General features: G+C 66.6%; 24 protein-coding genes. 11 read left to right on the plus strand and 13 right to left on the minus strand.

All coding sequences use genetic code 11. The features are described 5' to 3' along the window. Window positions 1–64 precede the first annotated feature (64 nt). Complete coding sequence (locus V3596_RS19830; RefSeq protein ID WP_334279563.1) at window positions 65–1,273, plus strand: sensor histidine kinase; 1,209 nt, start codon at window positions 65–67, stop codon at window positions 1,271–1,273. A gap of 7 nt (window positions 1,274–1,280) precedes the next feature. Further along, window positions 1,281–1,964, plus strand: coding sequence for a response regulator transcription factor (locus tag V3596_RS19835; RefSeq protein WP_334279564.1), 684 nt, complete (start codon window positions 1,281–1,283; stop codon window positions 1,962–1,964). Window positions 1,965–1,987: 23 nt separating this feature from the next. Here V3596_RS19835 and V3596_RS19840 read toward each other — a convergent pair whose 3' ends face one another. From V3596_RS19840 to V3596_RS19855, 4 genes are read right to left on the minus strand one after another with little or no spacing between them, the layout of a single operon-like run. Further along, window positions 1,988–2,566, minus strand: a complete 579-nt coding sequence (locus V3596_RS19840; RefSeq protein WP_334279565.1) for a DUF5655 domain-containing protein — start codon at window positions 2,564–2,566, stop codon at window positions 1,988–1,990. A 1-nt stretch (window position 2,567) separates the two neighbouring features. Further along, entirely contained in the window at window positions 2,568–3,089 is a 522-nt protein-coding gene (locus V3596_RS19845) for an SRPBCC domain-containing protein (protein WP_334279566.1), read from the minus strand. After that, complete coding sequence (locus V3596_RS19850) at window positions 3,086–3,460, minus strand: ArsR/SmtB family transcription factor (protein ID WP_334279567.1); 375 nt, start codon at window positions 3,458–3,460, stop codon at window positions 3,086–3,088. The genes V3596_RS19845 and V3596_RS19850 overlap by 4 nt, the downstream gene beginning before the upstream one ends. 54 nt (window positions 3,461–3,514) lie before the next feature. Continuing rightward, complete coding sequence (locus V3596_RS19855) at window positions 3,515–4,369, minus strand: AraC family transcriptional regulator (protein ID WP_334279568.1); 855 nt, start codon at window positions 4,367–4,369, stop codon at window positions 3,515–3,517. A 51-nt stretch (window positions 4,370–4,420) separates the two neighbouring features. Here V3596_RS19855 and V3596_RS19860 point away from each other — a divergent pair, with 51 nt between their 5' ends. After that, entirely contained in the window at window positions 4,421–5,791 is a 1,371-nt protein-coding gene (locus V3596_RS19860) for a cytochrome P450 (RefSeq protein WP_334279569.1), read from the plus strand. On the opposite strand, the gene V3596_RS19865 is transcribed toward V3596_RS19860, so the two are convergent. Both V3596_RS19865 and ssb read right to left on the minus strand, forming a co-directional pair. Next, complete coding sequence (locus V3596_RS19865) at window positions 5,792–7,591, minus strand: aspartyl protease family protein (protein ID WP_334279570.1); 1,800 nt, start codon at window positions 7,589–7,591, stop codon at window positions 5,792–5,794. It lies immediately after the preceding gene. 137 nt (window positions 7,592–7,728) lie between these two features. Next, window positions 7,729–8,271, minus strand: coding sequence for a single-stranded DNA-binding protein (ssb, locus tag V3596_RS19870; RefSeq protein WP_334279571.1), 543 nt, complete (start codon window positions 8,269–8,271; stop codon window positions 7,729–7,731). A gap of 215 nt (window positions 8,272–8,486) precedes the next feature. Here ssb and V3596_RS19875 point away from each other — a divergent pair, with 215 nt between their 5' ends. The 3 genes from V3596_RS19875 to V3596_RS19885 are packed head-to-tail and all read left to right on the plus strand — an operon-like array spanning window position 8,487 to window position 11,097. Beyond that, window positions 8,487–9,593: a sensor histidine kinase gene (locus V3596_RS19875; RefSeq protein ID WP_334279572.1), complete on the plus strand. Its 1,107-nt coding sequence runs from the start codon at window positions 8,487–8,489 to the stop codon at window positions 9,591–9,593. Then, window positions 9,590–10,369 carry a LytR/AlgR family response regulator transcription factor gene (locus V3596_RS19880; RefSeq protein WP_334279573.1) on the plus strand — a complete coding sequence of 260 codons (780 nt, stop codon included), beginning with the start codon at window positions 9,590–9,592 and terminating at the stop codon, window positions 10,367–10,369. The genes V3596_RS19875 and V3596_RS19880 overlap by 4 nt, the downstream gene beginning before the upstream one ends. After that, window positions 10,366–11,097: a head GIN domain-containing protein gene (locus V3596_RS19885; protein WP_334279574.1), complete on the plus strand. Its 732-nt coding sequence runs from the start codon at window positions 10,366–10,368 to the stop codon at window positions 11,095–11,097. The genes V3596_RS19880 and V3596_RS19885 overlap by 4 nt, the downstream gene beginning before the upstream one ends. Before the next feature lie 10 nt (window positions 11,098–11,107). Here the strand turns inward: V3596_RS19885 and V3596_RS19890 are convergent, their stop codons facing one another. Further along, on the minus strand, window positions 11,108–12,067 hold the full coding sequence (locus V3596_RS19890; RefSeq protein WP_334279575.1) for a sensor domain-containing diguanylate cyclase: 960 nt from the start codon (window positions 12,065–12,067) through the stop codon (window positions 11,108–11,110). 54 nt (window positions 12,068–12,121) lie between these two features. On the opposite strand from V3596_RS19890, the gene recQ reads away from it, so the two are divergent. After that, the gene (gene recQ, locus V3596_RS19895; protein WP_334279576.1) at window positions 12,122–13,996 is read left to right on the plus strand and encodes a DNA helicase RecQ; all 1,875 of its coding nucleotides are present in this window, start codon (window positions 12,122–12,124) and stop codon (window positions 13,994–13,996) included. Between the two features lie 158 nt (window positions 13,997–14,154). Here the strand turns inward: recQ and V3596_RS19900 are convergent, their stop codons facing one another. From V3596_RS19900 to V3596_RS19910, 3 genes are all read right to left on the minus strand, one after another. After that, window positions 14,155–14,412, minus strand: a complete 258-nt coding sequence (locus V3596_RS19900) for a hypothetical protein (RefSeq protein ID WP_334279577.1) — start codon at window positions 14,410–14,412, stop codon at window positions 14,155–14,157. A gap of 272 nt (window positions 14,413–14,684) precedes the next feature. After that, window positions 14,685–14,942: a hypothetical protein gene (locus V3596_RS19905; RefSeq protein ID WP_334279578.1), complete on the minus strand. Its 258-nt coding sequence runs from the start codon at window positions 14,940–14,942 to the stop codon at window positions 14,685–14,687. Window positions 14,943–15,620: 678 nt separating this feature from the next. Next, a complete protein-coding gene (locus V3596_RS19910; protein ID WP_334279579.1) occupies window positions 15,621–15,851 on the minus strand; it encodes a hypothetical protein in 231 nt (76 codons plus the stop codon). Window positions 15,852–15,922: 71 nt separating this feature from the next. Between V3596_RS19910 and V3596_RS19915 the strand changes: the two genes are divergently transcribed. From V3596_RS19915 to V3596_RS19930, 4 genes are all read left to right on the plus strand, one after another. Continuing rightward, window positions 15,923–16,063 (plus strand): hypothetical protein, encoded by a 141-nt coding sequence (locus tag V3596_RS19915; RefSeq protein WP_334279580.1) that lies wholly within the window; start codon window positions 15,923–15,925, stop codon window positions 16,061–16,063. Between the two features lie 37 nt (window positions 16,064–16,100). Beyond that, window positions 16,101–19,004, plus strand: coding sequence for an excinuclease ABC subunit UvrA (gene uvrA, locus V3596_RS19920; RefSeq protein ID WP_334279581.1), 2,904 nt, complete (start codon window positions 16,101–16,103; stop codon window positions 19,002–19,004). 86 nt (window positions 19,005–19,090) lie between these two features. Further along, a complete protein-coding gene (locus V3596_RS19925; protein WP_334279582.1) occupies window positions 19,091–19,705 on the plus strand; it encodes a 2-hydroxychromene-2-carboxylate isomerase in 615 nt (204 codons plus the stop codon). A gap of 41 nt (window positions 19,706–19,746) precedes the next feature. Further along, entirely contained in the window at window positions 19,747–20,127 is a 381-nt protein-coding gene (locus V3596_RS19930; protein ID WP_334279583.1) for a response regulator, read from the plus strand. Window positions 20,128–20,230: 103 nt separating this feature from the next. Here V3596_RS19930 and V3596_RS19935 read toward each other — a convergent pair whose 3' ends face one another. From V3596_RS19935 to V3596_RS19945, 3 genes are all read right to left on the minus strand, one after another. Continuing rightward, window positions 20,231–20,647 carry an SWIB/MDM2 domain-containing protein gene (locus tag V3596_RS19935; protein WP_282827914.1) on the minus strand — a complete coding sequence of 139 codons (417 nt, stop codon included), beginning with the start codon at window positions 20,645–20,647 and terminating at the stop codon, window positions 20,231–20,233. 192 nt (window positions 20,648–20,839) lie between these two features. Next, window positions 20,840–21,964 carry an alpha-hydroxy acid oxidase gene (locus tag V3596_RS19940; protein WP_416384001.1) on the minus strand — a complete coding sequence of 375 codons (1,125 nt, stop codon included), beginning with the start codon at window positions 21,962–21,964 and terminating at the stop codon, window positions 20,840–20,842. Next, window positions 21,964–22,647 (minus strand): Fe2+-dependent dioxygenase, encoded by a 684-nt coding sequence (locus tag V3596_RS19945; protein WP_334279584.1) that lies wholly within the window; start codon window positions 22,645–22,647, stop codon window positions 21,964–21,966. The genes V3596_RS19940 and V3596_RS19945 overlap by 1 nt, the downstream gene beginning before the upstream one ends. Window positions 22,648–22,780 lie beyond the last annotated feature (133 nt).

A 22,780-nucleotide genomic window follows, 5' to 3' on the forward strand; every position in this document is an offset into this window, starting at 1 on the left:
GCACGCTTCGCACCTTTTGCTCGCCGGGAACTCCGTGGACCGCATTGAACGCCTGCTCCAGCAAATGGCCCGACCCGGGGTCGTGCTGCGCATTGCGGCGTTGTCGATCTGCCTGCTCGAGCTGATTGCCGCCGGCGCCGCGCTGGCCGGCCGCCGCACCGATGCCTACGACGGCATCCTGCCCAATCTCTACCGTCGCCTGGGCGGTGCCAGCGACGACCTGGGTCTCTTGCTCGCCTGCCTGACGCTGCTGGCCCTGTTCGCCTATGGCTGCTGGCGCCTGACCGCGCAAGCCGGCGACACCCCGCCGCGCCATGCGCTGGCCGGCCTGATCGGCCTGAACGCCCTTGCCCTGGCCGTGACGCCGGGCCTGCCCTTCCTCGTGACCGCCCTGGCCACCGTGCAACTGCGCAGCCGCCAGGCGCTGATCTTCGGCCTCGGCCAGGTCGGCATCGGCCTGCTGCTCTACCTCGTGCTGCCGAGCGACAGTCAGCGGGCCGAGCTGCTCAGCTCCGAGCTGCCAGTGTGGGTCAATGCCATGTCTCAGCTGATGGCCCTGGTGGCCCTGCATGGCCTGGCTTTCGGCCTCGGCCGCATGGCGGCGGCAGAAACCGAGAAGCGCCGCTGGCTGCAGGCCATGCTAGCCGAGCGCATGAGCGCCGAGCAGTGGCAGGCCGAGCAGATGCGCTACGCCGAGCGCCAATTGATGGCGCGCGAGCTGCACGACGTGGTCGGCCACCATCTCACCGCCCTGAACCTTCATCTGCAGGTCGGCTCGGCCCTCTTGCAGCGCGACGATGCAGCGGCCGCCGCCCAGGCCGTGGCCAAGGCCCAGCAAGGCGCCGCGGCCCTGCTCGCGGACGTACGCGCCGCCGTCTCGGCCGAGCGCAATGCCCAGCGAATCGACCTGAGCAGCGCGCTGGAGGCGCTGGCCGCCGGCATCAGCCATCCGCGCATCCAGCTGGATATTGCCCCAGCCGCCCGCGACCTGGGCCCGAGAACGGCGCACGCCTTGCTGCGCTGCGTACAGGAGGCGGTCACCAACAGCGTCCGCCATTCGCACGCCAGCGAAATCCGCATATGCTTGTCGGCGCCGAGCGCTGAAGCAGTGCGCGTGAGCGTTGAAGACAACGGCCAGGGCCCCCGCGTCCTGCAGCCCGGCAACGGGCTCAAGGGCATGGCCGAACGGATGAATGAGCTGGGAGGCAGCATGGGCACGCGCTCGCTGCAGCCCGGATTCGCAATCGAATTGCAGTGCCCCAGAACAGCCTGAGTACCCCATGAGCAAGAGCATCAATCCGCAAGCCCCCTCGTCCCACATCAAGCTGCTGCTGGTCGAGGATCAGCAACTGGTCCGCGAAGGCCTGAAGGGCCTGTTGGCCCTGCACGAGGAAATCGAGCTGGTGGGCGAGGCCAGCGACGGTGCGGCCGCGCTGGAGTGGATCTCGGCCGCCCAGGCGGAGCAACTGCCCGACGTGATCCTCTCGGACATGCGCATGCCGCGCATGGACGGCGTCGGCCTGATCCGCGCCCTGGCCGCGCGGGCCCTGAAGATCCCGGTACTCCTCTTGACCACCTTCGACGACAGCGCCGCCTTCGACGAAGCTGTCTCGGCTGGCGCTCGCGGCTTCCTGCTCAAGGCCACCAGCCCCGAGGTGCTGTTCCATTCGCTGCGCGACGTGGCCGCCGGCGGCACGGCGCTGCGCCCCCTGATCACCGAGCGCATCGAGCGCCACAGCGGCGAGCGCGCCTTCAGCGCCACGCCCGAACCCGATCCGCTGTCACCCAAGGAGCTGCAGGTCCTGCGCCTCGTCGCCAGCGGCCGCAGCAACACCGAAATCGCCGCCCTGCTGGGCAACAGCGAGGGCGTGATCAAGAACCACTGCTCGACGGTGTTCTCGAAGATGGGCGTGAGGGATCGGACGCAGGCGGTGTTGAGGGCGATTGATCTGGGGTGGATCTGAGGCGGCTGGCCGGCTGACCAGGCTCAAGCAGCCGCCTGGTAGGCCGCAGCGATCCAGCCCAGCAGCACCGCGTCAACCTGGCTGGCATCGCTGATGCGCGTCGTCGCCTGGCACATGCCGCCGGGCGCCAGGATCTTCAGCCGCGGGTGCGGCGCCAGGGTCTTGCAGTTCAGCCCGATCTCGACCTCGCTGGCCGTGGCCGGCCCGACCATGGCGAACTGCTTGTTGCGGCGCAGGCTGAGATACGTCTTCTTGGGCGCGATCTCGAAATCACCGAGTTCTGCAATGCGCGCCATCACGGCGTCATGCAAGGGCCGCAGCGCTGCCTTCTTGCCGGTGTAGATGGCATCCAGCGGGTCGCCTTCGGCAGCTGGCGGCGCAGCACCCACTTGCACATCGGGCAGCGGCTTGCCGATGAAGTGCACCACGGTGTTGGCGTCGCCATGGCCCAGGCCAAAGCGCTCCATCACCCAGCTGCGCTTCTCGGCGTACTTCTCCTTGCCGCTGGCCTCGATCTGCGCATGCATCTGCGCGAGGGTGAGGCCGGTCTTGGCCTGGATGTTCTTCACCTGCGTGAGCAGGGCTGCTTGGGGGTCTGCCATCTCAGTCGCCTTTTGCTTTCATGGGCCAATTGGCGCTGCGGCAGCGCTGGGGCAGGACGAACTCCATGTGGTTCATCATGAAGTACATCAGCTTGGTCGACAGCGGCAGGCCCTGGCCCTCGGCCAGCAGCTTCAGGTGCTTGAGGATGAAATCGCCACCGCTGGCCATGGCCTTGCCCGTGGCCGTGCCCTCCGGGATGCCGACCACGCGCAAGGTGACCTCGACCTCGCCGCCGCCCAGCTCCTTCAGCTCGTAGTGCACCTCGCAGACCGGGTCGTCGTGCTGCGTGAAGCGGTGCGTGTGCGCAAAGTGGTGCGGCGGATTGCAGACCAGCACCCGGCCATCGACGATCACGTTCTTGCCGCTGCCCGTGCGCATCTGCATCGGCGCGCCGGGACCCAGGACCGTGGTGTGCAGCCAGGCGTCGTAGATCGCGCCCTGCGCCTCGTCGGTCTTGGTCAGCTCGTGCCAGATGCGCTCGATAGGCGCGCTGATCTTGATGCGGAAAACGCGTTCGCTCATGGCTGTGACTTCCTCTTGGGGGTGGGGAACAGGGAATGCACCTCGGCGCCTTCGGCCGCGTACTTCAGAGCCGTCAGTCGGGGCGCCCAGTAGGCGCTGAGCTCGGTACTCCAGCGCTCGTGGATCAGCTGCATGGGCGCGGCATTGAACCAGAGCAGGCGCTCGCGACCTTCTTTGCGGGAGATGACGAGATTGCCGCGCTCCAGCACCTGCAGGTGCTTCATCACGCCGAAGCGGCTCAGCTCGCCCTCGAAGCATTCGCACAGCCGCGCCACATTGCAGCCGGGCTCCTTGACCAGCCAGTCGAGCATGCGCCGACGCGGCTCGGAGGCCAGGGCGTGGAAGGTGGCGTCGAGCTCGTCGGGCTTCATAGGTGACTCAATGGTCACATATAAGGAACGGACTGGCAAGCCCATTCCTGAGCATCAGGTCCAGAGCCGGTAGGGCCAGAATGCCAACTCGCTGCGCATGCGCTGTCGCAAATCCTCGGGGCTGAAGCCGGTCAGGCGGCGCGTCTCGCGACACAAATGGGATTGATCGGCGTAGTCGGTCTGCAGGGCCAGCTCGGCCCAGGACGGCGCTTGCGCCTCAGCCACGGCCGCAAGAAAGGCTTGCTCGCCGCGCGACACCGCCCGCAGCTCGCGCATCGGCAGGCCGGCCCAGGCCTTGATGCGCCGCTCGAACTGCCGCATGCTGCGCCCGGCCGCGCTGCCGGCGGCACGCACGGCCAAGGCCTCCAGCCACTGCGAATAGCGCTGGCCAGCGCCTTCATGCGCAGCAACAGGCTGCCACCTCGGCGCGAGGAAGGCTTCGATCGCCGCGAGCCGGGCTTCGTCGTCCGCGAGCCCGGCCAGGGACGCGGTCCAGTCCAGCCAGTCCGGAGGCAGCAGGCTGGCTGCATCCACGCAGCGGTCCACCAGCGAGGCGGCGTCAATGCCGGTCAGCAGGCGGAAGGCGTCCGGCAGGAAAAGCAGCTGCAAGCCGTGGACGCCCGCGGGCGCCACACGCAGATGCGTCGGGCCCGTGATAGGCCCCGACAGCGCCACCGGCCAGACCCGGAAGCCGGCAGACGGCGGCACGAAGCCGGGCGAGGCCAGCCATTCGGCGGAGCCTGCAAAGGTAAAGGTCAGGCAGACCAGCGGCGAGGCCGGGTAGTAGGTATCGAGCTCATCGCCATGCAGGAGCAGGCTGCGCGTGTCGCGCAGAAAGCCGGCGCGCACACAGCCCGCCAGGCTCAGCGGGGGCAGCCAGAGGCGCGCGCCATCATTCATGCGGATCATTGTGTCGCAATCGTTCTATAGGCCCGCCGCCCCAATGGGCACCATGCCGCCATGCAAATCCACTACGACGATCTCCCCGGCCCTGAGACCCGCTGGTTCGGCCTGAGCAATCTGCTGGCGATGAGCCGCGACTACCTGGGCCTGCTGGAACGCCATCAGCGCGAGCACGGCGACCTGGTACGGCTGCAAATCGTCAACGAGCGCACGCTGGACCTCTTCCATCCCGAGTTGGTGCGCCGCCTGCTGATCGACCATGCGGACGACCTGATCCGGTGGGAGCGGGGCACTGAAGTGTTCGCCGAATCGGTGGGGCAGTCGGTGCTGGTGACCGAAGGGCCGACCTGGCAGCGCCAACGGCGGATGCTGATGCAGGCCTTCACGCCGAAGAAGGTGGCCGGCTATGCAGCACAGATGGCCGAGGCCGGCGAGGCCGGGCTTGCCCAGCTGCAAGCTGGGGTCACTGCGATGGACGCGCTGTTCAGCCAGCTGACCATGGACGTGATCTCGCGCACCTTGTTCAGTCGTCCGATTGGCGCCAACACCAACGAGGCCGCCGCCGCGGTGCAGAAGCTCAGCGAGATCGGCCTGCGCGAGATGTTCTGGCCGATGACCTTGCCGGACTGGCTGCCGCTGCCCGGCAAGGCCGCCAAGCGCCGCGCGCTGCGCCTGCTCAACGGCCTCTTGAATGAACGCATCGACGAGCGCCGCCGATCAGGCGAGGTCCGCACCGATCTGCTGGGCATGCTGCTGGCGCTGCGCGACGACGAGGCAGGTGGCGGCGCGCTCACCGAGCGGGAGGTTTTTGACCAGTGCATGCTGAGCTTCCAGGCTGGCCACGAGACCAGCGCCACGGCGCTGCTGTGGTGGAGCTGGCTGATGGCCCGGCACCCGGCGGCCCAGAAACGTGCGGCCGAAGAAATCGACTCCCGTCTGCAAGGCCGCGCGCCCGGCACCGACGACCTGGCCCATCTGCCCTGGCTCGGTGCCACCTTGAAGGAAGCGATGCGCCTGTATCCGCCCGCCGCTGCGCTGCTGACGCGCCGGCTCAAGCGCGAGATCGAGCTGCAGTTGACGGACGGCCGAACACTGCGCCTGCCGGCGCGCACCATGGTTCGCGTGACGCCTTGGCTGCTGCAGCGCGACCCACGCTGGTGGCCGCGCGGCCCCGACGAATTCCGGCCCGAGCGCTTTCTGCCCGGTGCGCCGGACGAGATTGCGCGCGGCGCCTACATTCCCTTCGGCCTGGGCCCGCGCGTGTGCCTGGGCCAGCATTTCGCGCTGCTGGAGATGAACATCCTCGCCGCCCAGTTGCTGCAGCGTTTCAGCTTGCAGCCGCTTGATGGCGAGGCAGAGCCGGTGCCGCGCCTGGCCGTTACCCTGCGGCCGGCGGGCGGGTTGAGATTGAGGCTGGAGACGCGTTGATCAGATGGGCGATTCGCTCAGCAGCGCACCGAAGCCGGCCTTGCGCACCCCGTCCTCGATCTTTGGATCGAGCTTTCGCGCCGCCTCCAGGTCGCGTTGCGCTGCTTCGGGATTGCCCAATCGTTGCAGGGCGATGGCCCGGCCAAAGTGCGCCCATGCAATGGGCTGACGCTCAATGGCGGCGTCGAAAGCCTTGCGGGCGTTGGCAGCCTCACCGAGCCGCAGGTAGGTCCAGCCCAGGCTGTCTCGATAGGACGGCTCGGCGCCATCCTTGTCGATCGCCTGCTTGCAGTCCTCCAAGGCCTTGGGCAGCTCGATATTCAGGCGCGCGCGCAGCCAGCAGCGCTGGTTGAGCACATGGGAAAACCTGGCGTCGCTGCGGCGCGTCGGCAGCCAGAGCTCCCACTGCCGGAAGGCCTCGGGCGCCAGGTTCAGCTCGGCATAGAGGCTGGCCATATTCATCCGCAAGGGGGATGAGGGGCTCAAGGCGGCATCGAGGGCCTGCAGGTCGGCTTCGGCACCGGCCCGGTTCTTCGTGGCGAAGCGAAAACCAGCCCTGTCCATCTGCGCCTCGGCCAGCGTGGGCTGCAGGCGCAAGGCTTCGTCGAAGTCCGCCAGGGCTTCGCGCGGCTGCCGCAGCGCCAGCTTGACCCGGGCGCGCGCATGGAAATGGTGTGCGTCCGTCGGCGCGAGTTCACAAGCGCGATCCAGGTCCTTCAGGGCAGCCGCGTGATCCCCGCGGGTCACGGCCGCCGCCGCGCGAGCGGCAAATCCGTTGGCGTTCTCGGGCGCAACGTCTGCCGGCACAGCCGCATGGCTCTGGTCGTAAACGCCCTCTTGGCCAGCACGGGCGAAGACCGGGCCGCCGTTCCAGGTGGCGTACAGCTTGTTCTGGCCCCGCGATACATAGATCCGGTGCGACAGGAAATAGTCGAGGCCGATCAGCATGTCGTCGTCGCCCTTGGAGGTCTCGTCGATCGCGAATCGGTTGTTGGCGATCTTCTCGCCGCCGAGCTCGAAGGCCGTCACATTGGCCGTCCAGGAGCGCACCCTGCCATCGCCCGCGCCGCCCACCAGGCCGACCATTTCCATTTCCTTGTCGTCGATGCCGGCACGGCGTGCCGCGCGCATCTTCAGTGCGGTGCCCGGTGCGCCCGTGTCCAGCACCGCAATCAATTTCCTGCCGTTCACGCGCACGGGCACGCGGATCGCACCGTCCCGGCGGTGCAGGTCTTCGCTGATGACGGGCGCATCGCCTGCCCAGTAGGCAAGGTTGGTGTCGCGGCATTCTCCGAGCGGAAAGACCAGGCGGATCACCCCACGCGCCAGGTCGTACTCGGTGTCGCCGGCCGCCAGCAGGTTGCGCCCGAGGATGCCGCGAATGCCTGAGCCCAGCTCGTTGCCCCCGACGATGAATTCAACATTGGGAATCTCGGCGCTCTGGATCTTGATCTTGTCGACCTTCGTGCGCTTGGCCTCGATGCGGCCGGTGTATCCCTCAAGCCGGAGGTCCCCCGGCAGCTCGCGCAAGGGCAGCTGCAGCTCAGCCGCCGTGGAGGCCTGCAGGAAGCTGTAGAACGCACCGCTGTCGACCAGCATTGGCAGCGCGACGCCGTTGACTTCGACCGTCGCAATCGGCCGGTGATTGACCAGGCGAACCGGGATCTCCATCGAACGCAGCTTGCATTCGGCCCAGGCTGGCAGTCCGGCCGAGATCAAGCTGAGGGCTGCCAGCAGCGGCAACCAGCGCCTCGCTGCACGGCTCGCGCCCTGCCCCCTGGAATCAGAGCAAGTCTTCATGTCCACAGCCTCCCTGCTGTTGTTGTCTGCCGTGCCCTGTGCGGGCTACGACATCAATAGAAATGAAATCGAAATGAAAAAAGCCCGCGGCGCCAAGCGCTGCGGGCTTCTTGCCCTTCGATCTTACAAAGAAGATCTCAGAAGGGGATGTCGTCATCCATGTCGTCAAAGCCGGTGGCCGACTTCGGGGCAGGCGCCGGTGCCTGGCGTGCGGCTGGCGCGCGCGGGGCCGGGGCACGGCTTTCGCGCTCGTAGCCGCCACCGCCTTCATCGCCACCACCACCGCCGGCGCCACGGCCGCCGCGGGCATAGCCGCCGCCACCGCTGCCGCCTTCGTCACCGCCATCACGGCCACCCAGCAATTGCATCTGGTCGGCGATGATTTCGGTGGTGTAGGTGTCTTTGCCTTCCTTGTCCTGCCACTTGCGGGTGCGCAGGCGGCCTTCGACGTAGAGCGGACGGCCCTTCTTGGCGTATTCACCGACGATTTCGGCCAGCTTGTCGTTGAAGACGACGCGGTGCCATTCGGTTTCTTCCTGGCGCTCTCCGCTTTCGCGGTTCTTCCACTGGCGCGTGGTGGCCAGACTGATGGTGCAGAAAGCGACGCCGCTGGGGTTGTAGCGCAGCTCGGGGTCGCGGCCGAGGTTGCCGATGAGGATGACTTTGTTGACCGAGGCCATGGTGCAGCGCTCCGCTGGATGGAATCTGAAGGGGGCGATTATGCCGCCCACACCACATCATGGTCGCCAGGGGCCGGCGCCGACCTTGAAGCCTCCGTACGAAGTACTACGGCGCGAGCCCCCTTCGGATCGGCCGGGCGGAGGCTCATACCCACAATCCGGGATTTGGTCTGCCACCCGCCCGGCAGCGTCTGAGCCTTCCCTAAGATGCCGACATGCCCAGCCTGAAGAACTCCAAGACCCCAGCCGGTGCCCGCACGAGCGCCCCGCTGCTGCTGGGCTATGGGGCGGCCTGTCTGGTGGCCTGGCTCCTTTTCGTGCTGGCGGGCACCGAGTTCCAGCGCGGGCTCTGGCAGTTGTGGGAGGCTGTTTACCAGGCCACCCTCACGCTGTGGGCGCCGATGCTGCTGGGCCTGGCCGTGCTGCCGCTGGCCCATTGGTTTGCGCGCCATGAGCCGGCGCTGCCCGTACTGCTCTTCGTCCACCTGCTTGCCGCCCTGCTGTTTTCCATCACCTGGCTGGGGCTGGACTACGGCGCTGCCCTGCTGCTGTTCGGCGCCGAGCATGCCGACGCCACGCTGGAGCAGAGCTTTCTTTGGCGGGCCATCTGGGGCCTCCTGGTCTACGCCGTGCTGGCCACCGGCTTTGTCGCGGCGCTGAACGCGCGCCGGGCCAAGCTGCTGGCGGTGACCGCAGCCCAGGCCGAGTCGGCGCTGGCCCGGGCCGAGCTGGCCGTGATCAGCGGCAAGCTCAATCCGCATTTCCTCTTCAACACGCTCAACTCCATCATCGCCCTGACCCGCAAGGACGCCCGGGCGGCCGAGGCCGCGTTGCTGCGCTTCTCCGGCATGTTGCGCTATGTGCTGGCCACCAAGCGCGAGGCCACCGACCGGGTCACGCTGCAGGAGGAGCTGGACTTCCTGCGCGACTACCTGGCGCTGGAGGCGCTGCGCCTGGGGCAGCGCCTGAAGATCGAATGGGAGCTGGACGAGCGCACGCTGGAAGACGAGATCCCGCCGCTCACGCTGCAGCCGCTGGTGGAGAACAGCATCGTCCACGGCATTGCGCCGCGCATGGACGGCGGCTGCATCACGATCAGCGCGCAACGCGATGCACTGACCGATGGCCTGAACCTGTGCGTGCGCGACGACGGCGAGGGCTGCGACCCGGCCCAGCTGGACGCCGCCTCGGCCCGCCCCGGCATTGGCCTCGGCGCCCTGCGCCGCCGCTTTGCCCTGGACTATGAAGGACGTGCGCGCCTGCGCGTGCACACCGCTCCCGGCGCGGGCTTTCGCGTCGACCTGTGGATTCCGCAATCATGAGCAACACAAAGATCACCACGCTGATCGCCGAGGACGAGCCCTTGGCCGCAGAAAGCCTGGCCGAATGGATCAAGGAGCTGCCACAGCTGGAGCTGCTGGGCATCGCGCCCAACGGCCCTGCTGCTCTGGAAGCGATCCGCGCCAAGCAGCCGGGTCTTGTCTTCATGGACATCAATATGCCCGGAATGACCGGCCTTCAGGTGCTGCGCGCGCTGGCCGAATCTGAAGCCGCGGGCCTGGGCCAGGTGCCGGCGGTGATCTTCACCACCGCCTATGACGAGCATGCGCTCGCCGCCTTCGAGCTGCATGCCGCCGACTATCTGCTCAAGCCTTTCTCGCAGGAGCGCTTCAACGAAGCCGTGGAGCACGCCTTGCAAAGGCTGCAAAGCAGCAGCGCGCTGAGCGAAGCGCTGAGCCAGGCCAGCCACGCAAGCGAAATGCCGGTCGAGCCGCTGCAGCGCATCCTGGTGCGCGACCAGGGCAAGATCTTCCCGATCAATGTCGAGGCGATCGAGTACCTGCGCTCGGACACCAAGTACACAGCTGTGGCCAGCCGTGGCAAGCAATACCTGGTGCGGCTGCCGATCACCGCGTTCGAGCAGCGGCTCGACACCCAGAGGTTCTTGAAGCTGCAACGCAGCTGCATCGTCAACCTGGACTTCGTCGAATCGATGACGCCGGACGACAACTCGCAGCTGGTGGTGCAGATGCAGGACGGCAGCCGCTTCACGGCCAGCCGCGAGGTTTCCAAGAAGCTGAGGGAGCAATCGATATGAGCACGATCAAGCACAAGGCCCTCTTCGCCACCGCACTGCTGCTGGCCTGCACAAGCGGCTGGGCCCAGACGGGCACGCCGCGTACCGGCCAGGTCTACAGCCTCGGCCCCTTCGAACGGCTGGAAGTCGCCGGCTCGGCCAATGTAAAGCTGGTGCAGGGCGACAAGGACGAGATCTTCATCGTCGGCGGCAGCGACATCCAGCGCAGCGTCGAGGTCAGCCTCTCGGGCGACCGCGTGCTGATCAAGCCCACCGGCACCTGGAAGTTCTGGAACAACACGCGGCTGCAGATCGACGTGGAGATGCGCCACATGACCCAGCTGGTGCTGTCAGGCTCCAGCGACCTGCATGCGCCCGGTCCGGTGAAGGCCGAGCAGCTGAAAATCTACATCTCGGGCGCCGGCCTGGCGCGCTTCGACGAGCTGCATTGCGAACAGCTGGGCTTCCACATTTCGGGCGCTGGCGAGGGCCAGCTGCGCGGCAAGGTGCGCGAGCTCGCCCTCAGCGTTTCCGGCAAGGGCAAGCTGCAGGCCGAGGAACTGCAGACGCAGAAGGCCGGCGTGTCGATCAGCGGCATCGGCAGCGCGGCGCTTTGGGTGATCGACGACCTCAGGGTCGGCGTCTCCGGCATCGGCAGCGTCGACTACTGGGGCAAGCCCAATCTCAGGCGCAGCAGCTCGGGCATGAGCACGGTGACCGGGCACGGCGAGAAGCGCACTGCGCAGTGAAGCGCCCGGCCTAACGGCCTCTTGATTGTTTTTGGCGGTACATCAGGCGATCGGCCTCGGCCAGCAGCGCCGCCGCATCTGCATGCTTGTCGGCATCGAAGTCGGCCCGGCCCACGCTGTGGCGCAGCGGATAGGCGGCCATGGCGTTGTGCTCGTAGAGCGCCAGCGTCAGCCGCTCCAGCGCGCGGTCGCAGTCCTGCTGCGTGGCATTGGTCAGGAGCACGGCAAACTCATCGCCACCCAGGCGCGCCACCACGTCAGACTCCCGGAAGGTGGAGCGCAGCAGCCGCGCGAAGGTCTGCAAAGCCTTGTCGCCTTCGGCGTGGCCGTAGTCATCGTTGATGCGCTTGAAGCCATCGAGATCGAAGAACAGCAGCACCGCCGGCCGTTTCATGCGCCGGCACATGCCCAGCGAATGACGGGCCAGCGCCTCGAAGCCGCGCCGGTTGGTCAGGCCGGTCAGCTCGTCCAGCGTGGCCAGCAGGAGGATGGCGAGCTCATGCTCCACCATGTCGGCCAGGTCGCCCAGGAGGGCCAGGTCTTCTTCGTTGAGCTGACGTGGCTGGGTATCGAGCAGGCACAAGGTGCCCACCGCATGGCCCGAGGGGCTGCGCAAGGGCCGGCCGGCATAGAAGCGGATATGGGGCGGACCGGTCACGATCGGGTTGTCGAAAAAGCGCTCATCCAGCAGCGCGTCGGGCACCACCATGGTTTCGGGACGCAGGATGGTGTGGCCGCAGAACGAGAGGTCGCGCGGTGTCTCCGTGATCCCCTCCATGCCCTGGGCCGACTTGAGCCACTCTCGCTCTGCGTCAATCAGGCCGACCAGTGCCATCGGCACATTGAACAAGCGTCGTGCCAAACGAGTAAAGCGGTCGAAACGCTCCTCGCGCTCGCTGTCCAGCAGGTGCAGCGACTGCAGCGCCTGCAGGCGTTCGGCTTCGTCAGCAGGAATGTCGGGAATCTTCATCGCTGGCCTTGTGGAGGGGTGAATCGGCAAAGTCCTCGACAATGCCGGTCTTCCATGACAAGACCAGACCATCATCCCGTGGCCCAGCACATCCTGCAAGAGGTGTTCGGCTACAGCGCCTTCCGCGGCGCCCAAGCCCAGATCGTTGAACAGGTGAGTGCCGGCGGGGACGCCCTGGTGCTGATGCCCACCGGCGGCGGCAAAAGCCTGTGCTACCAGATACCCGCCATCGCACGGCACCGCGCTGGGCAGGGTGTCAGCGTGGTGGTGAGCCCGCTGATCGCCTTGATGCATGACCAAGTTGGTGCACTGGAGGAGGCCGGTGTCCATGCCGCCTTCCTCAACTCCACCCTGAGCAGCGAACAGGCGCTGCATGTGGAGCGCGAAATGATGAGCGGCCGCCTGGTGATGCTCTATGCGGCGCCGGAGCGCGTCACCAATGCGCGCTTCCTGGCGCAACTGGATTCTCTCTACGAGCGCGGCCTGCTGAGCCTGTTCGCCATCGACGAGGCCCATTGCGTCAGCCAATGGGGGCATGACTTCCGCAGCGAATATCTGGCGCTGTCGCTGCTGCATGAGCGCTACCCGGATGTGCCGCGCATCGCGCTCACGGCCACGGCCGACGACCTGACCCGCGCCGACATCATCGAGCGCCTGAAGCTCGAAGAAGCGCGTGTCTTCATCAGCAGCTTCGACCGGCCCAATATCCGCTATTCCATCGTCGAGAAAGACGCCAAGCCGCGCGAGCAGCTCCTGCGCCTGATCCGCGACGAGCATGAGGACGAAGCCGGGGTCGTCTACTGCCAGAGCCGCAAGAAGGTCGAAGAAACGGCCGCCTGGCTGGAAGGCGAAGGCATCAAGGCCTTGCCCTACCACGCAGGCCTCGATGCAGCCGTGCGCCAGAAACATCAAGACCGCTTTCTGCGCGAAGACGGCATCGTGATGGTGGCCACCATCGCCTTCGGCATGGGCATCGACAAGCCCGATGTGCGCTTCGTCGCCCACCTGGACCTGCCCAAGAACATCGAGAGCTACTACCAGGAGACCGGCCGCGCCGGGCGCGATGGCGCGCCGGCCAACGCCTGGATGACCTACGGCCTCGCAGACGTGGTCAACCAGCGCCGCATGATCGACGAGAGCCCGGCCGATGAAGAATTCAAGAAGGGCCAGCGCGGCAAGCTCGACGCGCTCCTGGCGCTGGCTGAGGCCACCGATTGCCGCCGCGTGCGGCTATTGGCCTATTTCGGCGAAGAAAGCCAGCCGTGCGGCAACTGCGACAACTGCCTGAACCCGCCCGCGACCTGGGATGGCACCGACGCCGCGCGCAAGCTGCTCAGCTGCATCTACCGCTTCCAGCAAAACGGCGGCCAGCGCTTTGGTGCTGGCCACTTGATCGACGTCTTGCGAGGCAAGGTGACCGACAAGGTCACGCAATACGGCCATCAGAGCCTCTCCACCTGGGGCATAGGCGCCGACCTGCCCGAGGCGCAGTGGCGCGCGGTGCTGCGGCAATTGATCTCGTTGGGCCATGTGTTCACCGAGGGGGAGTACATGACCTTGGTGCTGGCCGACAGCGCGAGATCGGTGCTGAAGGGCGAGGTGCGGCTGTTGCTGCGCGTGCCCAGCGTGCCGCCCAAGCGCTCATCCCGGACCACTCGCACCGGCAGCGCCAGCAGCCGCGCCAAGGTGGAGGCGCTGGACCTCGACAGCCAGGGCGAGCAGGTCTTCGAGGCGCTCAAGGCCTGGCGCGCCGAGGTGGCCAAGGAGCATGGGCTGCCCGCCTACGTGATCTTCCAGAACGTCACGCTGGCCGAGATGGCGCGCCAGCGGCCGGCCTCGCTGGACGAGCTTTCGCAGATCTCGGGGGTCGGCGCCAAGAAGCTCGAAGCCTATGGGCGTGAGATCCTGCGGGTTCTGGAAAGTTGCTGAGCCCACAAGGGCCCGCGCTTGCGCCCAAGGAAGCACCGGCCGACAGCGGTGACTGGGAAACGTTCTGAATCAGGAAGAGCAAGTCCTTCCAGGCATGCAAAAGGCCCGCCGAAGCGGGCCTTTCCATTTGTTTATCGCGCTGACCTGGGTTTGCCAACTCAGCAGACGGCAGCCTTGCAATCGGCGGCGCTGGCAACTTGGTAGCTGCTGCGGCCTTCGATCACCACGCGGGGCAATTGCACGATCTGTGCATGCTGGGCATCCACCGAACGCTTGCCGACCACCACCACGCGCTCCAGCTTGTGCACCGGCTGGGCATCGGCCACCGACAGATGGTCGGCCATGCTGGTACCGATTGCGGCTGCGCCGGCGACGGCGACCAGGGCAGTGAAGAGGGTCTTGGTGGCTGCGTTCATGGTGGGCTCCTTGGGGTGTTAGGACCGGAGGTCGTTGCGATGATTGAAGTGTCGTCATCGCTCCCTTGCAGAACCAGCGGCAGGCGATGGATGGCAGGCGCAGCGGCGTGAAATGCCGGTGACGACGACCGGCTGTCGCGCGAAGTTGAGAGCTTTCCCTCCGCACATGACTTCCGACATCAGCCTGTTTAAGCCTGCAATCGCCGGCCCAGAAACGACAAAGCCCGGCCTGGGCCGGGCTTCTCGAACACAGGGCTACCGAGCAGCTGTGTTCAGCAGACTTGCCTGTTCAGGCAAGCCGCTGCTTGCGCCACTTGCAGGTCGCTGCCGACCTGGTTGCGGCGGCCTTCGATGAGCACACGCGGCAACTGGGCAATGTGCTCGACACCCATGCGCTTGCCCACGATCACCACACGCTCCAACTTGACGATCTTCGGCTGCGGTGCAGCGCCTTGGTAGGCCAGTGCGAAGGCACTCAACGTGGCGGCGCAGACGGTGGCAAGGACGATGGTCTTGGCGATGATGTTCATGATGGGCTCCTGGTGGGTTTGCTGTGTCGGTACCTGTAGTTTCGGCAAGCCGACTCTTGATTCCCAGGCGCGTGCGATGGGCCGCATGCCGGCACGGGCGAACGGCTTGCAATGCCGATGAACAGTGACTTTCGTCGCCCGCGCCGATTTCCGCCGATGCCTGTTGACGGCACGTTGCGGACTCTTGCCTTCTTCCTCGAAGGTACGTCGAAGATCAGGCCGCCAGCGGGCACCCCTTCGCTCCTGTCCCCCGTCACCGGCCTGCGGCCGGCGCCTCCTCCTTTACCTCGCTGCGGGGCACCCACTGCCGTCCTGCTCCGCACCACCGTGGCCTGCGCCGGGTGGCAGGCGCAGGTTCGGCCGAGGGCGTCGGGTGAGGGTTTGGGCGAGGTAAAGGAGGAGGATCGGGCGAAGCCCGGTCCGGGGGACAGGAGCACAAGCCCTCACCCGATGGCCTCGGCAGCGCGAAAGAAGGAAACAGCGTGTGGCTGCTATGTGCCGGTTGGAGTCTTCCACGCAGGTCGGTGAAGGGACGCGAAAAAGGCCGGATGCTGGTGAGCATCCGGCCCTGATGAAATGACCTGAGCCGAGTCAGCGACGCACCTCGCGGATGCGCCCTTGACTCGGCTCAGTGCAAGGGGACGACGGTTGTTTGATTCATGCAGTCACCGTCCCAGATCAGCCACGCAGTGCGGCGCGACGAGCGTTCAGTGCCAGGCGTGTTTGCTGGCTCAGCAGGCTGCGGCCCTCAACAACGACGCGTGGCAGTTGCACGACTTGCTGGCTCTGCACCGACTTGCCGGTGATGACGACGCGGGGCAGTTGCTCGATCTTCTGCGGGGCAGCAGCGGCAAAGGTGGCGGTGGCCAGCAGGCTGGTGGCGACGAGGGCTTGGATCAGGTTCTTCATGATGGACTCCTTGGGGTTCGGTTTGCTTTGTGTCTTCACAGCCCAATTGCTGTGTCGATGGAGTCAGTATCGTGAGCCACCCCGGCCGCTGCGAGGCGGATGCGATGGATGGCATGAAATACGTCGCCAGCTGCAAGTCATGGCAGCTGAACCGTGCGCCCGCACAGCGTCCCGGCCCGCAGATCACGGCCAAATGGCTGCTCGGCCTATGATGGCGAGTTCTCTTCCCCTGCCCGCTTGCTGTCCGCCATGTCCGATGTTCCCCGCCTCCAGCCAGAAGCCACCTTGATCAAGGTGAGAGGGGCGCGCACCCACAATCTGAAGAACATCGACGTCGACCTGCCGCGCAACCAGCTGGTGGTGATCACCGGACTGTCGGGCTCGGGCAAGTCCAGCCTGGCCTTTGACACGCTTTATGCAGAGGGCCAGCGCCGCTACGTGGAAAGCCTCTCGGCCTACGCCCGCCAGTTCCTGCAATTGATGGACAAGCCGGACGTGGACGTGATCGAGGGCTTGTCGCCGGCGATCTCGATCGAGCAGAAGGCCACCAGCCACAACCCGCGCTCCACCGTGGGCACGGTGACCGAGATCCACGACTACCTGCGCCTGCTCTATGCCCGCGCCGGCACGCCCTTCTGCCCGGACCACCACCTGCCGCTGGAAGCACAAAGCATCGGCCAGATGGTCGATGCGGTACTGGCCATGCCCGACGAAAGCAAGCTGATGCTGCTGGCGCCCGTCGTGCGCGACCGCAAGGGCGAGTTCGCCGAGCTGTTCCAGGACCTGCAGGCCCAGGGCTACGTGCGCTTCCGGGTTGACGGCGTGACGGTCGAGGCGCCGGACATCCCGACGCTGAAGAAGGCCGAGAAGCACGACATCGATGTGGTGGTGGACCGCATCAAGATCCGTCATGACGCTGCCGATACCTTGCGCCAGCGCCTCGCCGAGAGCTTCGAAGCCGCCTTGCGGCTGGCCGAAGGCCGCGCGCTGGTGCTCAACCTGGACAGCAGCGAAGAAACCATCTTCTCCAGCAAGTTCGCCTGCCCGATCTGCAGCTACTCGCTGCCGGAGCTGGAACCGCGACTGTTTTCATTCAACTCGCCGGTGGGCGCCTGCCCAAGCTGCGAAGGCCTGGGCCAGGTCACCGTGTTTGACCCGGACCGCGTCGTGGCCTTCCCGACGCTGAGCCTGGCCAGCGGCGCTGTGAAGGGCTGGGACCGCCGCAACGCCTATACCTTCTCGATGCTGGAAAGCGTGGCCGCGCATTACAGCTTCGACATCGACCTCGCCTTCGAAGATCTGCCGGACCAAGCCCGCCAGGTGCTCCTGCATGGCTCGGGCAGCGAAGACATCCAATTCAGCTACCAGGCCGAAACGGCGACTGGCAAGAAGCGCAGCGTCAAGCGCTCGCATCCCTTCGAAGGCATCCTGCCCAATCTGGCCCGGCGCTTCCGCGAAACCGACTCCAGCGCCGTGCGCGAAGACCTGGCCCGCTACCAGGCCGCCAAGCCCTGCCCGCACTGCGAAGGCTCGCGCCTGCGCCGCGAGGCGCGCCACGTGGTCCTGCAGCCTGCCGATGCCGCGCCGGGCTTCAAGGGCCGGCCGATCTACGACGTCGAGCACGCCACGCTGCGCGAATGCCTGGAGTATTTCGAAGGCCTGCAGCTGAAGGGCGCCAAGGCCGAGATCGGCGGCAAGGTGATCCGCGAGATCGCCTCGCGCCTGCGCTTCCTGAACGACGTGGGCCTCAATTACCTGAGCCTGGACCGCAGCGCCGACACACTCTCTGGCGGCGAAGCCCAGCGCATCCGCCTGGCCTCGCAGATCGGCTCTGGCCTGACCGGCGTGATGTATGTGCTCGACGAGCCCTCCATCGGCCTGCACCAGCGCGACAACGACCGCCTGATCGCCACACTGCGCCGGCTGCGCGACCTGGGCAACTCGGTGCTGGTGGTCGAGCATGATGAAGACGCGATCCGAGCGGCCGACCATGTGTTGGACCTCGGCCCCGGCGCCGGCGTGCATGGTGGCCGCATCATGGCCCAGGGCACGCCGGCCGAAGTGGCGGCCAATCCCGAGTCGCTGACCGGCCGCTACCTCAGCGGCGTGGAGCGCATCGAAGTGCCGGCCGAGCGACACAAGCCAGCGGAGGATGCGGGCAGGCTCAAGATCGTCAACGCGCGCGGCAACAACCTGAAGGGCGTGACGGTCGAGATCCCCATTGGCGTCCTGACCTGCGTCACCGGCGTTTCGGGTTCGGGCAAGAGCACGCTGGTGAACGACACGCTTTACGCGGCCGTGGCCAAAAAGCTCTATCAAAGCCACCAGGACCCGGCGGCGCACGACGAGATCGAAGGCATGGACGCTTTCGACAAGGTCATCAACGTCGACCAGTCGCCGATCGGCCGCACGCCGCGCTCGAACCCCGCAACGTACACCGGCCTGTTCACGCCGATCCGCGAGCTCTTCGCCGAGATGCCCACTGCCCGTGAGCGCGGCTACGGCCCCGGCCGCTTCAGCTTCAATGTCGCTGGCGGCCGCTGCGAGGCCTGCCAGGGCGACGGCGTGATCAAGGTGGAGATGCACTTTCTGCCCGACGTCTACGTTCCCTGCGACACCTGCCACGGCGCGCGCTACAACCGAGAGACACTGGAGGTGCTCTACAAGGGCAAGAACATCACCCAGGTGCTCGGCCTGACGGTGGAAGACGCCTATGCCTTCTTCAGCGCCGTGCCAACGCTGGCGCGCAAGCTGCAGACGCTGCTGGATGTGGGCCTCGGCTACGTGAAGCTGGGGCAGAGCGCCACGACGCTGTCTGGCGGTGAGGCGCAGCGCGTGAAGCTGGCGCTGGAGCTCTCCAAGCGCGACACCGGCCGCACGCTCTACATCCTGGACGAGCCGACCACCGGCCTGCATTTCGCCGACATCGCGCTGCTGCTCAAAGTCCTGCATCAGCTGCGCGACGCGGGCAACACCATCGTCGTGATCGAGCACAACCTGGACGTGATCAAGACGGCCGACTGGCTGATCGACATGGGCCCGGAAGGCGGCTCGGGCGGGGGCCAGCTCTTGCTGGCCGGCACGCCGGAACAGTTGGCCGACCACGAAGGCAGCCATACCGGGCGCTATCTGAAGCCGCTGCTCGGACGCTGACGCCAGCGGGCAAAAACCCCTGGCTGCACACCGGACACGAGCGGACTAGACTGGCTGCCCGCCTTTCCCTTGCAGGAAACCAGACCATGGCCTCGACCCTTTCGGTGGACTACTACTTCGCGCCCAACTCGCCCTGGACCTACCTCGGCCATCAGCGCTTTTCCGAGATCGCCAAACGCCACCGTGCGGTGGTGAGGATCCTGCCCTGCGACCTCGGCGGCAAGGTCTTTCCGGTGTCCGGCGGCCTGCCGCTGGCCAAGCGGGCGCCGCAGCGCCAGGCCTATCGCCTGGTCGAGCTGCAGCGCTTCAGCGAATGGCTGGACGTGCCCCTGACCTTGAAGCCGCGCTACTTTCCGGTGCAACCGGACGATGCGGCCAAGCTGATCATCGCGGTGGACCTGCTCGACGGCGCCGAGGCCGCCATGAAGCTCGCTGGCGCCATCCTGCGGGCTGTCTGGGTGGAAGAGCTCAACATCGCCGACGAGCGCGTGCTGGCCGATCTCGTGGCTCGGCAAGGCCTGGCACCGCGTCGTATCGAGGACGGCCATTCGCAGGCCGCGGCCGAGCGCTACGACCTCAACACGCAGCAAGCCATCGACGCCGGCGTGTTCGGCGCGCCAACCTATGCGGTCGAAGGCGAGCTGTTCTGGGGCCAGGACCGGCTTGATTTTCTCGAGCGCCGCTTGCAGCGCTCGCGCTGATTCGGCCAGGCCCACGCAGAACGCTGCTACGCTCTGCGGCCATGCCCCGCGTCATCTACATCGAAGACGACCGCCTCAATATGGTGCTGATGGAAGAGGTGTTCCGCCTGCTGCCACCCGAGCAGCAATGGCAGCTCGATTGCGCGGAGACCGGTGCCGAGGGCCTGGCGTTGCTGGCCGCCTCGGGGGCGGACCTGATGCTCGTGGACATGAACCTGCCGGACATGAATGGCCTGGAACTGCTCTCGGCGCTGCGCGCGAATGCCGCGCTGCCGCAGCCGCCCTGCATTGCCTTGTCGGCCGATGCGCTGGATGAGCACATCGCCGCCGCGCGAAAGGCCGGCTTTGTCGACTACTGGCTCAAGCCCATTGATGTCTTGAAGCTGCTCGCCGCCCTGCGTCGTCAACTCGGCCTGCCCTGAAGCAAAGGCCTCGTGCACAGGTTGATGGCGCAGGCATAAAAAAACCCGGCCGGGGCCGGGTTTGTTGCTGCGGCGGCGCGGCTGCGAGAGCCGCGCCAGCGCTTCACTTCAAGTGGCTGTTGATCAGCTTGGTCATCTCGAACATATCGGCCTTGGCCTTGCCGAAGATTTCCTTCAGCTTGGCATCGGCGACGATGATGCGCTTCTGCACCGCGTCTTGCAGCTTGTTCTTCTTGATGTACTCCCAGACCTTCTTGGTCACGTCGGTACGCGGCAGCGGTGCCGAGCCGACGATGGCGGCCAGTGCAGCGGAAGGCGTCATGGCCTTCATGAATGCTGCATTGGGAGTCCGCTTCTTCGCGGGAGCAGCGGCCTTCTTGGCGGGTGCAGCCTTCTTCGCAGGAGCTGCTTTCTTCGCCGGAGCGGCCTTCTTGGCCGGAGCCGCCTTCTTGGCCGCCGGAGCGGCTTTCTTAGCCGGTGCCGCCTTCTTGGCGGGGGCGGCCTTCTTCGCAGTTGCCATTTCGATTCTCTCCATCAAAGGTTGTTGATGTGCCGGGTCCGGGGGAAGGTCTTGACCCTTCGTTTCTCTCTAGCACCCTGCGCAGCGAATGGTACTGCGCACCTCTCGCATTGAGAAGGCTCTCATAGAGGAACTTTGCGACAAGACACGATGAAATCGGCCTTGTTTACCCTTGGTTGTCGCTCGCGTGCATCATTCGTGCGCGCTCTGGAGCAACTGCGGCCCGATGTCGGAGCGCGTGCGGCAACCACAGAGGGCCATCGCGATCTCGTATTCATCGCGCAAAAGCCGGATCGCATGCGCCGCTCCATGCGCGCCCGCAGCGGCCAGCGCGAACACATAGGGACGGCCCAGCAGCACCGCATCGGCGCCCAGCGCGAGCGCCTTCAGAACGTCGGTGCCGCGGCGGATGCCGCCGTCCACCAGCAGCGGCACCTCCGGCCCGAGCGCCGCACGCATGCGGCGCAAGAGCGCGGCGGAAGGCGGCAAGGCATCGAGCGTGCGGCCGCCATGGTTGGACACGACAAAGCCTGCAACGCCGAGCGACAGCGCCTGCCGCGCGTCATCCGGGTGGTGGACACCCTTGAGCAGCAGCGGCAGCTTGCTGTGCTCGCGCAGCCATTGCACCTCCGCCCAAGTAGCGGCGCGGGCCATCAGGCCATCGAACATCAGGCTCTGGCCGGGCTGCAGATCGATGGCCTTCTTCAAGCCGCCGAGATTGACCGCGCGCACATCGGCCGGCAATGCGAAGCCGGCGCGGCGCTCGCGGTCCCGCGCGCCATGCACCGGTGCATCGACCGTCAGCACCAGGGCTTCATAGCCTGCGCGCTCGACCCGCTTCAGCAACTCGCTCATGAAGTCGCGGTCGTCTCGCCAATAGAGCTGGAACCACAGCGGCCCGCGTTGCGGCTCGCCGGCGAAGGCAGCGGCAATCGGCTCCATCGGCATGCTGGACTGTGCGCTGAGGATCATGCCGGCAGCTTGCGCGGCTGCTGCATGCGCCACGCCGAGCTCGCCATCGGCATGGGCCATGCGCTGATAGGCAATCGGCGCCAGCAGGATCGGATGCGGCAGTTCGCGGCCAAGCAGCGTGACCCGCGTGTGGCCGCCGCTCAAGTCGCGCAGCACGCGCGGCTGCAAATGAATGGCATCCCAGGCAGCGTGGTTGGCGCGCAGCGTCAGCTCGTCCGCCGCACCGCCGCTGAAGTAGGCCCAGGCCTGCTCGCTCATCCGCGCCTGCGCATGCGCCTCGAAGTCGGTGAGGTTTACGACGCCCGCGGGGATGGGCTCCAGGCCTTGCTGCATCGGGTCGGCCATCAGGTGTCGGCCCACATGCGCAGCAGGTTGTGATAAGTGCCGGCCAGACGTGTGGTGGCCTCGCTGTCGCCATGCTCGGTGCGCAGCTGCATCAGGGCCTGGTCGAGCTCGAACAGCAGGCGGCGCTGCTCGTCGCTTCGCACCATGCTCTCGATCCAGAAGAAGCTCGCCAGGCGCGCACCGCGCGTGACCGGCTCGACGCAATGCACGCTGGTGCCGGGGTAGAGCACCGCATCGCCGGCCTCGAGCTTGATGCGCTGCTCGCCGAAGGTGTCTGCTATCACCAGCTCGCCGCCCTCGTATTCATCGGGCCCGGCCAGGAACACGGTGCAGGAAACGTCGGTGCGCACGCGCTGCATGCCGCCGGGGATGTAGCGGATCGCCTGGTCCACGTGCTTGCCATAGCGGTTGTTCGCGCCGGCATAGCGGTTGAACATCGGCGGCAACACGCGCTTGGGCAGGGCCGCCGAGAAGAACAGCGTGCTGCGTTCCAGCGCGCCCAGCACCAGTTGCTGAAGCGTCTGGCTCTCGGCGCCGTCTCGCGGCAGCTGCTCATTGTGCTTGACCTGTGCGGCCTGGCTGCCGGCGGTCAAGGCGCCGTCGCTCCAGCTGGCACCAGACAGCAGTTCGCGGGCCTGCCGCAGTTCGGCAGGGTTCAGGACTTGGGGAACTCGCAGCAGCATGGTTGCCACCTTAGCAAAGATTGGCCGGCACGCATTGATCCATCACAGCGTCAGCGTCCGGGCAGGCGACCCGAAAAGAAACGGCGCCGGCCGGAAGGTCCGACACGGCGCCCAACATCCCCTGAAGGACAGA

Source organism: Roseateles microcysteis, assembly GCF_036880965.1.
Lineage (GTDB): Bacteria > Pseudomonadota > Gammaproteobacteria > Burkholderiales > Burkholderiaceae_C > JAUASW01.

Excerpts from the sequence above, each read along its gene's own strand:
- V3596_RS19845 (WP_334279566.1), bottom strand. The coding sequence starts at position 3,089 with ATGAGCGAACGCGTTTTCCGCATCAAGATCAGCGCGCCTATCGAGCGC.
- V3596_RS19910 (WP_334279579.1), bottom strand. The coding sequence starts at position 15,851 with ATGAAGAACCTGATCCAAGCCCTCGTCGCCACCAGCCTGCTGGCCACC.
- V3596_RS19880 (WP_334279573.1), top strand. The coding sequence starts at position 9,590 with ATGAGCAACACAAAGATCACCACGCTGATCGCCGAGGACGAGCCCTTG.
- V3596_RS19945 (WP_334279584.1), bottom strand. The coding sequence starts at position 22,647 with ATGCTGCTGCGAGTTCCCCAAGTCCTGAACCCTGCCGAACTGCGGCAG.
- V3596_RS19900 (WP_334279577.1), bottom strand. The coding sequence starts at position 14,412 with ATGAACGCAGCCACCAAGACCCTCTTCACTGCCCTGGTCGCCGTCGCC.
- ssb (WP_334279571.1), bottom strand. The coding sequence starts at position 8,271 with ATGGCCTCGGTCAACAAAGTCATCCTCATCGGCAACCTCGGCCGCGAC.
- V3596_RS19850 (WP_334279567.1), bottom strand. The coding sequence starts at position 3,460 with ATGAAGCCCGACGAGCTCGACGCCACCTTCCACGCCCTGGCCTCCGAG.
- V3596_RS19885 (WP_334279574.1), top strand. The coding sequence starts at position 10,366 with ATGAGCACGATCAAGCACAAGGCCCTCTTCGCCACCGCACTGCTGCTG.
- V3596_RS19940 (WP_416384001.1), bottom strand. The coding sequence starts at position 21,964 with ATGGCCGACCCGATGCAGCAAGGCCTGGAGCCCATCCCCGCGGGCGTC.
- V3596_RS19835 (WP_334279564.1), top strand. The coding sequence starts at position 1,281 with ATGAGCAAGAGCATCAATCCGCAAGCCCCCTCGTCCCACATCAAGCTG.
- V3596_RS19935 (WP_282827914.1), bottom strand. The coding sequence starts at position 20,647 with ATGGCAACTGCGAAGAAGGCCGCCCCCGCCAAGAAGGCGGCACCGGCT.
- V3596_RS19855 (WP_334279568.1), bottom strand. The coding sequence starts at position 4,369 with ATGATCCGCATGAATGATGGCGCGCGCCTCTGGCTGCCCCCGCTGAGC.
- uvrA (WP_334279581.1), top strand. The coding sequence starts at position 16,101 with ATGTCCGATGTTCCCCGCCTCCAGCCAGAAGCCACCTTGATCAAGGTG.
- V3596_RS19925 (WP_334279582.1), top strand. The coding sequence starts at position 19,091 with ATGGCCTCGACCCTTTCGGTGGACTACTACTTCGCGCCCAACTCGCCC.
- V3596_RS19930 (WP_334279583.1), top strand. The coding sequence starts at position 19,747 with ATGCCCCGCGTCATCTACATCGAAGACGACCGCCTCAATATGGTGCTG.
- V3596_RS19890 (WP_334279575.1), bottom strand. The coding sequence starts at position 12,067 with ATGAAGATTCCCGACATTCCTGCTGACGAAGCCGAACGCCTGCAGGCG.
- V3596_RS19865 (WP_334279570.1), bottom strand. The coding sequence starts at position 7,591 with ATGAAGACTTGCTCTGATTCCAGGGGGCAGGGCGCGAGCCGTGCAGCG.
- V3596_RS19860 (WP_334279569.1), top strand. The coding sequence starts at position 4,421 with ATGCAAATCCACTACGACGATCTCCCCGGCCCTGAGACCCGCTGGTTC.
- V3596_RS19905 (WP_334279578.1), bottom strand. The coding sequence starts at position 14,942 with ATGAACATCATCGCCAAGACCATCGTCCTTGCCACCGTCTGCGCCGCC.
- V3596_RS19830 (WP_334279563.1), top strand. The coding sequence starts at position 65 with ATGGCCCGACCCGGGGTCGTGCTGCGCATTGCGGCGTTGTCGATCTGC.
- V3596_RS19875 (WP_334279572.1), top strand. The coding sequence starts at position 8,487 with ATGCCCAGCCTGAAGAACTCCAAGACCCCAGCCGGTGCCCGCACGAGC.
- V3596_RS19840 (WP_334279565.1), bottom strand. The coding sequence starts at position 2,566 with ATGGCAGACCCCCAAGCAGCCCTGCTCACGCAGGTGAAGAACATCCAG.
- recQ (WP_334279576.1), top strand. The coding sequence starts at position 12,122 with ATGACAAGACCAGACCATCATCCCGTGGCCCAGCACATCCTGCAAGAG.